The organism is Streptomyces sp. NPDC025806, from assembly GCF_055558275.1.
The window spans coordinates 89,226-101,902 of sequence record NZ_JBVHMU010000016.1 but is presented as its reverse complement, the minus strand read 5'-3'; the positions used below and the strand labels follow the sequence as shown (position 1 = coordinate 101,902).

Here is a 12,677-nt window from a genome sequence, read left to right as displayed (position 1 = left end):
AGCCGGGCGGCCGAAAAGAAGGTGCTCGTTCCTGGAAGGTCGAAAATTCCTGGTGATCAACTACTACAGGTTCTGCTGCCGCATCCGGATAGCCGACGAGTACGCCGACGAAGTCCCCGGCGGGGAGTTCCTCGCGGTCGAGGACGGGCGGGCGAAGGACCGGCAGGAGCAGTTCAAGGCTAGCCGCGTCGCCAAGGACAGCGACTGGTTCTTCGAGACGCCAGCCCTGGTCGCACACGTACGGGCGCTCGCGACAGGCCGTGATGGTGATGTTCGCCGGCGCCTTGTCGATACGGCCGCGGCCGAGGTCTACACCGGGGTGGACAGGCAGACGCTGTACCGGTGGCGGCGTGAGGGCCGGCTGTCGTGGCACGGCCTGGGCGGCGCGGGTCGGTCCGCCGGCTGGGACATCCTGGAGCTGCCGCCGCGCGGGTCCGGTCCGCCGCCGGTCCGGTCCCGAAAAGATCCCTAAAAAATCTTGGTCCGAAGGTGTTGACAAATAGGACATTTCGGGTTCATCATGGAGTCAACAGGCAGTCGTGTGCAAAATTCACGGTCAGCCCCCGCCGGCGCCGCGCGCATGGTCCCTCGCCGGCCTCGGTCCGCGCCGCGCGCATGGTCCGCATTTTCGGTCCGCATTTTCGGTCCGCACCTTGATCATTTCGTAAGATCATCCGGACCATGATCGTCGTCACCGGACGCATCCGGCCAAAGCCACTCCCCCGGCGCCTCCCCTCCTGTCGTGCCGACCCGCCCCCAGACATGCGAAAGCCCCGGCCCCCACTGAGGGGGACCGGGGCTTTGGTGTTTCACGCCATTCGGGGATGAACTGTGTTGTCTTGGACCAACTGTGCAGCCGCTTCCGCAGTGACGGCGACCGCTTCGAGCGTCTCGCCGAGGGAACCCTCGCGATGGGCGCCCCGGGTGACTTCACGGATGAGAGCTGCGTAGGACCGCAGTTCCTCTGCTGCCTCAGGGTTGCCGACGGCGTCCAGCCGGGCGGCGAACGCCATAACCTGATCATCAAGGCTTTCCATGGGGGCCACCCTAGCGACGACGCCGACGGATGCGGGCCGGGGCGACGATGCCGCCGACCAATAGGACAGCGACGACACCCCACCAACCGGCGGTGACTCCGGCGAACACCAGGATCGCAATCCACGCGAGAGCCTTGAACGTGGTCATCACTCCAACCCTTTCGTTTCCCTGAGTGCCGCGCGGGCCTCCAACCCGCGCATGTGCCGACGGATGCGACCCGGGGGCCGATGCTCCGGCCGGTATTCGCGGACCAGGGCGGCGCAGTGTTCTTCTTCGAGGAAGAGGAACTGCGTCGTGATCGCTTTGTCGCCGACGACGACAACCCCCCGGCCCTTGTGCTGCGGAGCAGGGGGACAGTAGCCGACTTGCCAAGCGAGCATGTTCCATTGGTTCGAGGACCAGCGGATCAGGACCCGGTACCCGAACGACTCGCGCCACCGTGTCGGCACGGTGGCGTTGTCGGCATACTGGGCGAACCCGAGGACGTGAACCCCGGCCGCGCGGCCAAGGTTCATGATGTCGCCGAACGCCTGTTGAGACTTGTAGACACCGCGCGGGGGCAGCGTCTTGTCAAGCTCTTTCAGCATGTCGACGGTTGAGTTCATCTCTTCATAGATGACCAGGATGCGCGGGCCCACGTCCTCGGCGGTGCCGAAGGGTGAGTTGCGGATGCGCTTCATGCGCCGGTGAACTTCCATCCCGATGGAGGTCAGCGCGTTGCCTATCTCGGCGTCGCTCCGGGCCACGTGCACCCCGGGCAGGGTGTCGGCCCACATGTGGCTGATCTGTTTGGCGTCCAGGATGACGACCTCAAAGCCCTTGATGAGAGCTTGAGTTGCCAGGGAGCGGGCGATCACGCTCTTGCCGGTGCCGCTGGCGGCGGACACAAGCATGTGCGGGGTGTCGCTGGACAGATCCACGGTGACAGGGGCGTAGTCGCCCCCGAGGCCCAACAGTAGTTCTGTGTCGGGGAGTTGCCACATGTCCTCGGCCACGGATGCGTAGCCGACGAACGATGCATACTCGCTCGGGCCGGGTGTCGACATGCCGTCGTAGGTGCCCTGGGTGAAGTTGAAATCCATCGCGATCACTTGCCCCGGTTGTGTTCGTTGTACTGCTCTTGGCGCCGGAGCGCCCACGCGTAAGCGTCCTCGTTAGCGGCGAACGCTTCGACCAGGGTGCGCATGCGCGCGAGCGTCTGCGCGTCGCCGGACATGATGAACTGGCCGCGCGCCTCAGCGATCCTCTTCAGGATGCGCGTACGCTCGCGCCGCAGGAACTCTGACTCGTCACTCATGATCACTCGTCCTCACAGTTGTGCATGAACTCTTGGGGCGGTACGCCGGTGTAGTCCTCGCCCTCATAGAGGGCGTACTCTCGGCCGCACGTCTCGCACTCGTAGCAGGCGACTACGCGGGTGAGTTCGGCGCCCCTGATCACTGTGGGCATAACTCTGCGCCTTTCCTTGGGTGTTGGAACCGTGATGCTGCGCCTACGCCCCAACTCACGGTTGGGGCGCACGCGTTAGTCACGCTGCCAGTGCGAGAATGCGGGCCACGGTGTCGGCGTCGGCCGACTCGGTGACTCCGGACACTGCGTTGAGCATGTTTCGTTCGGGGCGGGTCATTCCGCGCACGTTGCTTTCATGCTGGCCGTAGGTGTTGAACGCTTGCCATGCGCCGAATGCGGTACCGGCCCACGGGGCGACGCGCTCATCGTGGCGCCAGAGCCTCATGAGGGTGTCGCGCTTGTTGTCCGCCATGGTGAGCGAGCGCTTAGACCCGTCGGCCGGCCGGGGCACAAGATCATCGACGATGCGCTCCCACACGGCGTCATCGACACGGACGGCCGACAGTCGGGCGACCTCTGCACTGAAGTCGTCGGCGATCTTGTGGACGATGCCGAGAGCATCGCGGACGTCCTGAATCCGGGTGAGGCTCTTTGCGGAGTGCCGCACCTTGACGGTGGCCGAACGCTCCCCCAGTGCTGCCGACATGGTGTTGTCACACACAACGTTCGTGACAACTTCCTTGTAGGTGGTGGCGATTGAGCCATCGAACGACGTGCATGCCAGGAGGAACGGCCGGAACCGTACGCCTTCTATCGTCTCCAGGGTGTCCGGCATTTCGACCGACACCCAAGCCACGGCGCCACCCTTGAGCAGACCGGCGGAACCGATCATGAGGGAGTCGTCCAGGATGGTTGCGACGTTGTCGAGCAGCCATTCCCCGTACTGGTGAGGCTGATAGCCATCCTTGAACAGGCCGAGCACGTCCCCGTTGTCACTGCGGACGATGGCCTTACGCCCGGGGACAGGGTTCATGCCGTTGTCCAGTGCGCCCCCGGCCCACGTGTAGTCGCGAGTATCGCCGGGGCCCGCAGGAACGAACAGAGGCCGTTCCTGCGCCTCCCAGTGAAACAGCCGCTTGTGCACGTCCTCTACCGGGATGGCGCCGGGGTACCAATTGTCATCCCCGGCCCTGTGGTGCCACGCGTGACCGCGCTTCTCTGTAAAGCCGATGAGGGTGTTTTCGGAGAGCCACTGGTGTGTTTCCTTGGACATGATGCCTGCGCCTTTCCTGGGGCCCCGTACGGGCATTCTTGGGGGTGTTTCGTGGATTGGCCCAACCCCCGGTAGCCAGTCGGTGCGCCCTTGGGGGCGCGGGTGGCATGACCGGGGGTTGGGTGTCTGGGGGTTCGTGATGCTGCTACAACGCCCGAACTAGTCGGGCGCCATAGGTAGTCACGACTCGTCTTCAGTGCCGTACGCGTCCTCGCGCTGGCACTCGAATGTGAATCCGGGGAGCCCTGTATAGAACTCGCACCCTGCCTCTTTACACAGGAGGCAGAGCGCTGGGGCGTTGTCGTCACCCGTGATCGCGATATCCATACAGTCCCTGCACGCGCAGGGAACGTAGCCGCTCACGGTGCAACCTCCCGGCCACGGTTGAATTGATCAAAGTGTTTCCGGCAGAGGTGACGCGAATAGCGTTCGGCGTCACAACCCTTGGCGATGCACTTCACAGCTCAACGCCTCCATCCTTGACCGGGTGCCAGCGCTCTTCCTGCCATCCCCCGGGCCCGTAGAACTTGCGCACAAAGTGCAGCGCGTACGAGTAGTCCCATCCCTTGGGGTTGTCGTGAAACGGCGTGTACGACTCCCGGGCGTAGAACGTGCCATCGCCGTTGTCTTCGTAGCCGCCCTCCAACCACCCGAGCGATTCGCGCACTTGCTCGCCCAAGTCTTCGACGTCCTCTCCCTCTTCCTCGGCGCAATCCACCTCCGGGCGAACGTCGTTGCGGGAGACGTGAAGCACGTACGGCGACCATGAGCGATCAATCCACCCGTGCTCTTCGATGGAGTCCTCGGAGTCTTCGGGCCACCGGACGCGCGTGCACGTAAGGTGGGCGAATATTCGGCCGCTCATGACATACCTTCTTTGAACCACGGCCCGCTATCAGGGTCGTATGTTGCTTCGGCCCAATCGCCGTACTCAACCGCCCCGGTCATATCCATTGACAGGGACGGGAGTTGACCGGCGGCCGGAGGATTCGTCAGGACCAATTCATCCTGGCAGTAAGGGCAGTTCACGTAGTCCGGGGCCTCAGCGTGATACGCATCGTGCCACCTGTCGAGCATGCAAGTCATGACGCCAACACCTTGATTTCGACGGGCGGGTTAGGGCCGAAGAGCACCCATCCTTCGGCGTCGGTGTCTTCCCTGGCGGCCCAGAATCGAACAAGGGGCATTCCGAAGCGTGAGTCTGTGTACGTCTCCGGGGTGTCGAGTACTCGCACTACCGTGCCGCGATACTCGATACGCATTCCCGGGCGCAGTTCAAGGGGTTTCATGACCGCTCACCCCGGGCGACGTTGTGCACGACCCGCATTGCAGAGTCGGCGTACGCCGACAGTGACCAGACCTCACATGCGAACGGGTTGGCCTTGAACGCTTCGGAGTAGTCACGCATTGCGCCCCGGCGCTCGTAGAACGCTGCGGCGAACTCCGGCGACAGGGGTGAGTAGTTGGCGTCACTCAGCGGGTGGTAGGTCATGGCGGATCACGCTTTCAGTACGGGAGTTGCTTCCCGCTAGGGGTGCGAGTGTCTATGTCCTGGGGGCGACTCGGCTTACGAGTCGCCTTGCGAATGCGGATCTGAGTTCCCATCACTTGCTCACTACGTCGTGACCCTGGCCGTTGCCCATGGTGTCGGCGTCCCAGTAGCAGTGGGTTTGGTCCTCGGTTTTGCAGGGGCGGAGCGAGTCACCGGCCGGAGCGCTGGGCGCCATGGCGAGCGATACGACGATGATGACGACGACTGCGGCGAGGAACGCGTATCCGAGCTTGAGCCAATTCGGGGTGCGCTTACGAGGGTTGGTGTCGTCCCGGCGGTTGGTGACCGTGCCGGAAATGATGCTGGGGACGTCGTCACTCATGACCGCTTCTCCTTAAGGGAGTTGAGGATTTCGGTGCATTCGCGCGGGGTGAGGTTGTGGGAGTCGTGAACGGCGCCCCGGGTGTTGACCTCCCGCTGCGACTGTGTGCGGGCCGACTTCAGATACTCAGCCATGGTCATGACTGATCATCTTCTTTCTGATACTGCGCTAGCTTGGACTGATGTGGTGTTCCCGCCCGGAATCGAACCGGGATACGTGACCAACGGTGGGATGGTTCGCGCGGACGCTCGAAGCGCCTCTGTCCGCTACTCGGGAACGGTGTGACTCTTACTTCTCGGCGAAGAGTTGCCATTCGGTGATCATGCGGCCCCTGCACTAGGTTCCGGAGTGATCGGTTACTAGTCGCGCGGCTCGAAAGTCGCCTTACACTTCACCGATGCCCGTGGCCTTTGATCTTGGGCGAACACGCGGAATAGAACCGGCGCAAAAGGTGACGCACCCTGTATGTCGGGGCCTTTCCTTTGTTCGTACTATCAGTTTAGCCCGGAGTGTCCGATTTATCCATGGTTAAGGGTTAACTAGACCATGATTTTCGGGGCAATTCGGACAGGAATGCAAGCCAGCCGGCCAGGTTCGGATTCAAACCCCAGGCGGAAAAGGGCCTGCACCTTCGGCCCATACAGGCACCCCCTAGGTGCACCCCTGCATAGCACCCATGGTGTGTGCACCTATGCATACACACATGCACTCTCAGTGTGCATAGTGCGCCCCTCACCACTACGCCCCCTGGATGTACCCCACCATGCATAGTGATCAATGAGTGCAAAGCAAGGTAGGAACACAGCACAGTACAAACGCATGGTTGAACAACTCAAGCGTGAGTACCCATGGGTGTGTCACCTCTGCGGTGCACCTATACCCCATGACCTAGCGCACCCTCACCCACTGGCATACACGGTTGACCATGTCATACCCCTCGCCCTTGCACCATGGTTGGCAGAGGACCTCGGTAACCTAATGCCTGCACACCGAATATGCAATTTGCGAAAAGGCAAGAAACCTAATTCTCGAATTGCTCGCTTCTCACGCAAATGGCAATGACCACCCTGCAAAGCATATTCAATGCAATCACCCATGCATGCACTCTCGTGAATGTGACTCCCACACTCGCACTCACGAATTGAATGCACCATGCGGCAATGAATTGTTTTATGAGGGAATGCATCTATTCACCATAGCGCGGCCTTGAATTGCGCGGCCCGCATTTCATTTCAACATACACGCTGAATTGCAAAAGGGGATAGGGGGGGGAGGGGTATGCGCGCAATTCGAATTCGCGCCGGCGACCCCGCTGTCGAGGATTTCTCTCCCCGATCGAAAATTCTGCGTTTCGATCAAGGTTCAGCCGATGTTTTTGCTGGTGAGAGGCTTGTAGGCCGTCGTTCTTCCGTGAAGATCGCCCGCCTCGCCCTGGCCGGCCTCCGAGGGCCCTCCGGCACCCCTTCGGCGGGGCCGAGCCCTCAAAGTGTGAGTTCCCATTCACCGAAAGGGCGGTCTGAATAGCGATGGCGATATTCAAGGACCATAAAAAGGATCCGGACGCCACGCTGGACTGGATCTTCGACTGGACGCCGTGGCTGGGCGAATTCGAGACGATTACCGACGCGGTATTTATTACCGACCCGGGAATTGTCGTCACGAATTTTTCGCATACGGCGAAGACTTCCACGGTGTGGCTTTCGGGCGGCACCGAGGGGCAGGTGTACCGGGTCACCAACCGGGTCACGACTTCCGACGGTCGTATCGACGACCGTTCTTTCACTCTCCGCTGCACTCAGCGATAAGAAAGGGAACCTAGATGGCTACCACTCTCACGGCTGCGGCGGCGAACCAGATGTCGTCCGCGCTCAACACGTACATCAACTCCGGCGGCGCCGCGAAGCTCATCATCTACAGCGGCACAGCGCCGGCCAACGCCTCGGCGAGCCTCTCCGGTAACACCGCGCTGGCGACGTTCTCGCTCAACTCGACGGCTTTCGCCTCGTCCGGTGGCGTTCTCACCCTGAACGGTGTCCCGCTCACGGTGGCGGCCTCGAACTCGGGGTCCGCGACGTTCTTCCGCATCCTTCTGAATGACGGCACGACGGTCGTTCTTCAGGGGTCTGTGGCGACTTCTGGCGCCGAGCTGAACCTGAACACGACGTCGATCACCGCGGCCGTGAACGTCACCATCACCTCGGGCACCGTGACCATGCCGACGAGCTGATCGGCAGTACGCGCCGGAAGGGAATTCGATGCCCAGTCTGCGCGGAACAGCCACATCGGCGACATCGGCGAACGGAACCTCGGTTTCGGCGACGAAGCCGACCGGGGTGGTGGCCGGCGACCTGCTCCTGGCCGTCTTCACCAACAACAACCAGACGGTCACCAGGCCCTCGGGCTGGAATCAGCTCTTCTACGTGAACGCGTCGGGGAGTACCGGGAACTCGTGGTCGACGGGCGTCTATTGGAAGCTCGCCGGCTCTTCCGAGCCGACTTCGTATGCGTTCAGTGTGCCGTCGGCGGCCCCGCTGGTGTTGTCGTTGTCGGCCTGGTCGAACGTCGACCAGACGACGCCGCTGGGGACGGACTTCGCGCAGGCGATCACCGGTACGCAGTCGGAGCCGCACACCGGCCCTTCCCCCACGGTCGCTGCGGCGAACGGCCGGCTTGTGTATGTGCGGGCCGTCCGGTTCGCCGGCTCCACGGTGCCGTCGTTCACGGCGTCGGGCGTGACCGAGCTGGTCGACACGGGCATCTTCTCGGGTGGCTCGGTCTGTTACGCGAATGTGCAGTATGCGGCGACCGCGGACTACACCGGGGCCGGCTCGAAGGCTGGTCTGGCGATTTCCTGCTCGCAGGCGGAGTCGGACAACCTTGAGGCGACGATCGCGATCAAGTCGGCGACGACTCCGTCTTCGGGGTCGTTTGTGTTGACGCTGCCGAAGGTGGGGTCGACGGATTTTGAGGCCGGTACGCATTTCGATGCGGTGATCTCGGCTTCGCTGCCGTCGGTGTCGTCGTCCTGGGCGGGTCTGGGGCAGCCGATTCCGTCGTCGGGCGCCCTTTCGGGGGCGCTGCCGAGGGTGTCAGCGTCGTTCAACGTCGCGGAGGCTGCTTCCGGTGTCCTGGACGCGACGATCCTGCCTGGTCTGAGCATCGCTACGGAGACTCGGGTTTTCGGTGTCCGTGTGATCACGGTGGAGGAGGACTCGTCCCGCCGGATTGTTGTGCCGTCGAGGGGAGTTGACGACTGATGGCGATCGTCCAGCGGGGCTCTACGGTCAACGGTCCGGGTAACTCGGGTTCGACGACGATGACGCTGACGAAGCCGACGGGCGTGGTGGCCGGCGACTTCCTGATGTGTGTCGTGACGGCGATCGGTTCGGGTTCTTCGGTGACTGGTCCGTCGGGCTGGACGAACACCGATGAGGCGACGTCCGGCGGCGGCATGAAGATGACGCTGTGGACGAAGGTCGCCACGGGGTCGGAGCCGGCGAACTACACGTGGACCGAGAATTCCCTCGGCTCGCAGCGCTGGGTGGGCACGCTGACGGCCTGGTCGGGTGTGAACACCGCGGCGGCGGTCGGCACGAACAGCAACTACACGGCGAACACCACGACGACAGCGACGCAGTCGACGGCGGCGGTGACGACGTCGGCCCCGGTGGGGCGGGTGTTCTATGCCCGGTCTGGCCGTGTGGCGACGGATACGCCGGTGACGTTCACCGAGTCGTCGGGAACGGCGTCGGAGCTGTCGGACCACGGCAACAATGGCGCCTCGTCGGGTATCTCGTACGCGCACATCGTGTGTCTGGACGACGCCGACTTCACGGGTTCGGGGTCGAAGGCAGGTTTGTCGACGACGGCTTCGTCTGCGGTGACGGACAACGTGTTCGGTACGTGGACGTTGGAGGCGGCTGCGGCCGGGTCTGTAACGGCTTCACTACCCAAGGTGACGGCGAACCTAGCCGGTGATGTGCCGCAAATCTACGGCACGGCGTCGAGCACCTTGCCGCACCCGGTGACGTCGTCGTTCGTGGGGACCGCGGCCCCTCCGTCGGGCACTCTTAACACCGGGCTGCCGAAGCTGTCGGTATCGATGTCGGCGTACGGTACGGGCGGCCCGCTGGCCGCGGCCTTGCCGAAGCTCCAGCCGAGCGTTTCCGGCTCGGTGAACCCGATCGGTTCGGTGACCGCGCCCCTGCCGGGGCTGCGCGCAGCGCTGGTCGTGGAGACGCGTCCGCATGGCGACAACGTGATCGTCGTCGAGGACGAGAAGCGTGCCTTCAAGATCTACGCTGAGACCATGGTGGAGATCTACCGCTCCAGCGTGGTGATCAACTTCAACGGGCCGAACGGCCAACTGAAGGCGACCCTCCCTGCACCGGTGGCCCGCTTCCTCGACCCGCAGGGCGACACCGGCCCCGTCGACATGACGCTGCCGAAGCTGACGTCATCCGTCGGCTGCGGCCTGGAGAACGCTGCGGTCCTGTCCGCCTCGCTGCCCAGGCTGACCGCGGACTTCCCCGGAATCTCGTACACAACGAACTCAGGCTCGATGTCGGCAGTCCTGCCGAGCATGGGGCATGCGGTCGACTTCGAGGCGTACAACGCGGTCGCGTGGGTGTCGACGGGCGGCTTCGCTCACGGCACTGGGTCGGTGACGATCCCGCTGCCGAGCATGTACCAGCTCAACGACGTCTTCCTCCTGACCGTGACTGCCGAGGAGGGCGACACGATCGCGACGCCGGCGGGCTGGACCCAGATCGCGTCGTCGCCTCAGGTGACGGGCAGCTCGGCGACCGGTAACCAGATCGCGGTGTTCTGGAAGGTGGTGGCCGGCTCCGAGGTCGCGCCGGTCCTGGCCGACAGCGGGGACCACACCGGCGGCGTCATCCACTGTTTCCGCGGCTGCGACATCACCGACGGTCCGATCGACGTCGACGGCGGCATCTTCCAGAGCGTGGACGATACAACGGCGACTATGCCTTCGCTGTCGACGAGCATCCCCAACGAGATGGTCATCTACGTGGGAGGTCACGGCATCAGCTCGACGTCGGGGCAGGCGACGCTCGCCACCTCGGACACCGACCTCACGGACGTCCAGGAGCGGTCCGACTTCGCGACGACCGATGGTGCCGGCGGAGGCCTCTACGTGTACACCGCTTCGTGTACACCGGCGACGTTCATCGACTCCGCGACGTTCACCCTGGCCAGCCCTTCGGTCCGGACCGGGATCGTCGTCGCGCTTCTTCCGCTCACGACTGCCGGCGGCCCGTCCGGGGCGTTCGCTCTGGCCGGCTCCGCATCCGCAACCGTTGGGGGGTGATGGACTGTGGCGAAGATGGATTCGCTCGTCGACTCCTTCGCTTCGTTCACGACGGCGTCGGCGCCGTGGAACTACAGCTACGGCACGCCGACGCTCACGTCCGGGCAGATCCACCTGTCTTGTGTCAGCGCGTACGAGGGCCTGTACACCAGCACCACGTACGACCTGACCGACTCGCACCTCATCGCCGAGATGGCGTCGGTCCCGACCGGCGGGGGCAACAGCCGCTACACGTCCCTCGCTGTCGAGATCGACGCGAACAACCGGATCGAGCTGGCGTACATCGGTACCCAGCTCTACGGCAGGCAGACCGTGTCGGGGGCTCTCACCACGTGGGAGTCCCTCGCCTACAACGCGACGAATCACCGCTGGTGGAAGATCCAGCACGACACGGTCGGCGGGACGAGCTACATCTCGTTCTGGGTGAGCCCGAACGGCAACACCTGGACGCAGATGGGCGCGGCGCACACGCCGACGCTCGCGCTGACCGCCCTGCACGCGCACATCTTCTGCGGCTACTACGGGACGGAGACGTCCCCGCCGGATGCGGTCGTCGACAACATCAACAACCCGCCGGCGTCCACTAACGCCCCGGCGGGCGCGGCGTCGGCCTCGGCTGACGTCACCTCGCTGACCCGGGCCAAGCCGGGAGCGGCGGCGGCGAGTGCCGTTGTTACGGGCATCGGCCGGCTCGCGAACGCGCCGGACGAGGTCGTGACGGCCGCTGCCCAGGCACCGAAGGCGAAGGTCGGCGCCAATAGCGGGCGCGGTAACAAGGCGCTCATCGGCATGTACGGCGGGTACGGATCGAGCGGTATCTCGGTGGCCACGGCCAACGAGTCTCTGACCGGCCGCACGATGGATGTCGGCACCGACTATCTGCCGCACGACGCCTGGTCGCAGTTCACGGTCTCCACGATGCGCACCAACCAGCTCGACCCGTGGAAGACGTGGCGGAACGCCAGGCCGGGCAGCAAGTTCGTGTACGGCATCCCGGTCCTCACCGATGCGAATCCCGGGGACTTCTCCGGGGTGGTCGCTGGGACGTACGACACCTACTTCACGAACGCCGGTAACGCGCTCGTCGCCGCCGGCCACCCGGACGCGATCATCATGCTGGGCTGGGAGCCGAACAACACCGGCATCGGCCCGTGGCAGGCCTGCGACAACCCGTCCGGCTACGTCTCGGCGTTCCAGCACATCGTGACGCTACTGCGAGGGATCTCCGGCCAGGCGTTCAAGTTCCAGCTCGAAAGCGCGCTCGGCCTGATCAGCGGCCATACGCTGACGGCGTTCGCGGACTACTACCCGGGCAACTCGTACGTCGACTACATCGGCATGAACGTGTACGACGTGAAGTGGATGGACACCTCCATCTCGGCGGTCGACCGGTGGACGTGGATCACGACCCAGACGATGGGCCTCAACGATCACGTCGCGTTCGTAGCCTCGAAGGGCAAGCAGAACGTCTGCGCCGAGTGGGGTCTGTACAAGCCCGGCGACAGCTATGCGGGCGGCGGAGATGACCCCTACTTCATCTCGCAGATGGCCGCGTACTTCCGCGACAACAACGTCTACTACCAGTCCTACTTCAACTTCGACTGGGGCTCGGGCGTTCTGTCCCAGTTCCCGTCCGGCCAGGCCCGCTACCAGAACGAGTTCGGTGGCGCGTCCGGCGCGATGGCCCAGGCGTTCAGCCCGACCGCGATCAAGGGCATCGTCGCCGGCCACGGTGCAGCGACGGCGGTGGCGAACAACGTCGGCTTCTCCGGCCCGAAGAAGGTCAATCCGCCGCAGAACGCGGTGACTTCAGCTTCCCACCCGCCCCAGTCGAGCCTGGGCGTCAACCCGCGACCGATAGGAACCTAGG

15 protein-coding genes are annotated in these 12,677 nt (G+C 64.0%); 7 read left to right on the top strand and 8 right to left on the bottom strand.

Features of this window, described 5'->3' with window-relative positions:
* Positions 1-52 precede the first annotated feature (52 nt).
* Positions 53-472: a hypothetical protein gene (locus ACZ4E1_RS30575; RefSeq protein ID WP_467545566.1), complete on the top strand. Its 420-nt coding sequence runs from the start codon at positions 53-55 to the stop codon at positions 470-472.
* Between the two features lie 337 nt (positions 473-809).
* Here ACZ4E1_RS30575 and ACZ4E1_RS30570 read toward each other — a convergent pair whose 3' ends face one another.
* From ACZ4E1_RS30570 to ACZ4E1_RS30535, 8 genes are all read right to left on the bottom strand, one after another.
* Positions 810-1,037, bottom strand: a complete 228-nt coding sequence (locus ACZ4E1_RS30570) for a hypothetical protein (RefSeq protein ID WP_467545564.1) — start codon at positions 1,035-1,037, stop codon at positions 810-812.
* Positions 1,038-1,047: 10 nt separating this feature from the next.
* A complete protein-coding gene (locus ACZ4E1_RS30565) occupies positions 1,048-1,185 on the bottom strand; it encodes a hypothetical protein (RefSeq protein WP_467545562.1) in 138 nt (45 codons plus the stop codon).
* On the bottom strand, positions 1,185-2,120 hold the full coding sequence (locus tag ACZ4E1_RS30560; RefSeq protein WP_467545796.1) for an ATP-binding protein: 936 nt from the start codon (positions 2,118-2,120) through the stop codon (positions 1,185-1,187). The genes ACZ4E1_RS30565 and ACZ4E1_RS30560 overlap by 1 nt, the downstream gene beginning before the upstream one ends.
* A gap of 5 nt (positions 2,121-2,125) precedes the next feature.
* Positions 2,126-2,335, bottom strand: a complete 210-nt coding sequence (locus ACZ4E1_RS30555; protein ID WP_467545560.1) for a hypothetical protein — start codon at positions 2,333-2,335, stop codon at positions 2,126-2,128.
* A gap of 231 nt (positions 2,336-2,566) precedes the next feature.
* Entirely contained in the window at positions 2,567-3,601 is a 1,035-nt protein-coding gene (locus ACZ4E1_RS30550; RefSeq protein ID WP_467545558.1) for a DUF932 domain-containing protein, read from the bottom strand.
* Between the two features lie 457 nt (positions 3,602-4,058).
* On the bottom strand, positions 4,059-4,466 hold the full coding sequence (locus ACZ4E1_RS30545; protein ID WP_467545556.1) for a hypothetical protein: 408 nt from the start codon (positions 4,464-4,466) through the stop codon (positions 4,059-4,061).
* Between the two features lie 420 nt (positions 4,467-4,886).
* Entirely contained in the window at positions 4,887-5,093 is a 207-nt protein-coding gene (locus tag ACZ4E1_RS30540) for a hypothetical protein (RefSeq protein ID WP_467545555.1), read from the bottom strand.
* A 112-nt stretch (positions 5,094-5,205) separates the two neighbouring features.
* Entirely contained in the window at positions 5,206-5,475 is a 270-nt protein-coding gene (locus ACZ4E1_RS30535) for a hypothetical protein (RefSeq protein ID WP_467545553.1), read from the bottom strand.
* A 777-nt stretch (positions 5,476-6,252) separates the two neighbouring features.
* Here ACZ4E1_RS30535 and ACZ4E1_RS30530 point away from each other — a divergent pair.
* The 6 genes from ACZ4E1_RS30530 to ACZ4E1_RS30505 all read left to right on the top strand — a co-directional run bounded on the left by ACZ4E1_RS30530 (position 6,253) and on the right by ACZ4E1_RS30505 (position 12,676).
* A complete protein-coding gene (locus tag ACZ4E1_RS30530; protein ID WP_467545552.1) occupies positions 6,253-6,537 on the top strand; it encodes an HNH endonuclease in 285 nt (94 codons plus the stop codon).
* Between the two features lie 464 nt (positions 6,538-7,001).
* Positions 7,002-7,280 (top strand): phage fiber-tail adaptor protein, encoded by a 279-nt coding sequence (locus tag ACZ4E1_RS30525; protein ID WP_467545549.1) that lies wholly within the window; start codon positions 7,002-7,004, stop codon positions 7,278-7,280.
* A 14-nt stretch (positions 7,281-7,294) separates the two neighbouring features.
* Entirely contained in the window at positions 7,295-7,702 is a 408-nt protein-coding gene (locus ACZ4E1_RS30520; protein ID WP_467545547.1) for a hypothetical protein, read from the top strand.
* Positions 7,703-7,730: 28 nt separating this feature from the next.
* Positions 7,731-8,732: a hypothetical protein gene (locus ACZ4E1_RS30515; RefSeq protein WP_467545545.1), complete on the top strand. Its 1,002-nt coding sequence runs from the start codon at positions 7,731-7,733 to the stop codon at positions 8,730-8,732.
* Positions 8,732-10,807, top strand: a complete 2,076-nt coding sequence (locus ACZ4E1_RS30510; protein ID WP_467545543.1) for a hypothetical protein — start codon at positions 8,732-8,734, stop codon at positions 10,805-10,807. The genes ACZ4E1_RS30515 and ACZ4E1_RS30510 overlap by 1 nt, the downstream gene beginning before the upstream one ends.
* A gap of 15 nt (positions 10,808-10,822) precedes the next feature.
* Complete coding sequence (locus ACZ4E1_RS30505) at positions 10,823-12,676, top strand: glycoside hydrolase family 26 protein (RefSeq protein ID WP_467545541.1); 1,854 nt, start codon at positions 10,823-10,825, stop codon at positions 12,674-12,676.
* The last annotated feature ends 1 nt before the right edge of the window (position 12,677 follow it).

Bases quoted from the DNA above. Each gene is read 5' to 3' on its own strand.
- ACZ4E1_RS30530 (WP_467545552.1), top strand. From the start codon at position 6,253: ATGAGTGCAAAGCAAGGTAGGAACACAGCACAGTACAAACGCATGGTT.
- ACZ4E1_RS30545 (WP_467545556.1), bottom strand. From the start codon at position 4,466: ATGAGCGGCCGAATATTCGCCCACCTTACGTGCACGCGCGTCCGGTGG.
- ACZ4E1_RS30510 (WP_467545543.1), top strand. From the start codon at position 8,732: ATGGCGATCGTCCAGCGGGGCTCTACGGTCAACGGTCCGGGTAACTCG.
- ACZ4E1_RS30565 (WP_467545562.1), bottom strand. From the start codon at position 1,185: ATGACCACGTTCAAGGCTCTCGCGTGGATTGCGATCCTGGTGTTCGCC.
- ACZ4E1_RS30550 (WP_467545558.1), bottom strand. From the start codon at position 3,601: ATGTCCAAGGAAACACACCAGTGGCTCTCCGAAAACACCCTCATCGGC.
- ACZ4E1_RS30525 (WP_467545549.1), top strand. From the start codon at position 7,002: ATGGCGATATTCAAGGACCATAAAAAGGATCCGGACGCCACGCTGGAC.
- ACZ4E1_RS30535 (WP_467545553.1), bottom strand. From the start codon at position 5,475: ATGAGTGACGACGTCCCCAGCATCATTTCCGGCACGGTCACCAACCGC.
- ACZ4E1_RS30560 (WP_467545796.1), bottom strand. From the start codon at position 2,120: ATGGATTTCAACTTCACCCAGGGCACCTACGACGGCATGTCGACACCC.
- ACZ4E1_RS30515 (WP_467545545.1), top strand. From the start codon at position 7,731: ATGCCCAGTCTGCGCGGAACAGCCACATCGGCGACATCGGCGAACGGA.
- ACZ4E1_RS30520 (WP_467545547.1), top strand. From the start codon at position 7,295: ATGGCTACCACTCTCACGGCTGCGGCGGCGAACCAGATGTCGTCCGCG.
- ACZ4E1_RS30555 (WP_467545560.1), bottom strand. From the start codon at position 2,335: ATGAGTGACGAGTCAGAGTTCCTGCGGCGCGAGCGTACGCGCATCCTG.
- ACZ4E1_RS30570 (WP_467545564.1), bottom strand. From the start codon at position 1,037: ATGGAAAGCCTTGATGATCAGGTTATGGCGTTCGCCGCCCGGCTGGAC.
- ACZ4E1_RS30505 (WP_467545541.1), top strand. From the start codon at position 10,823: ATGGATTCGCTCGTCGACTCCTTCGCTTCGTTCACGACGGCGTCGGCG.
- ACZ4E1_RS30540 (WP_467545555.1), bottom strand. From the start codon at position 5,093: ATGACCTACCACCCGCTGAGTGACGCCAACTACTCACCCCTGTCGCCG.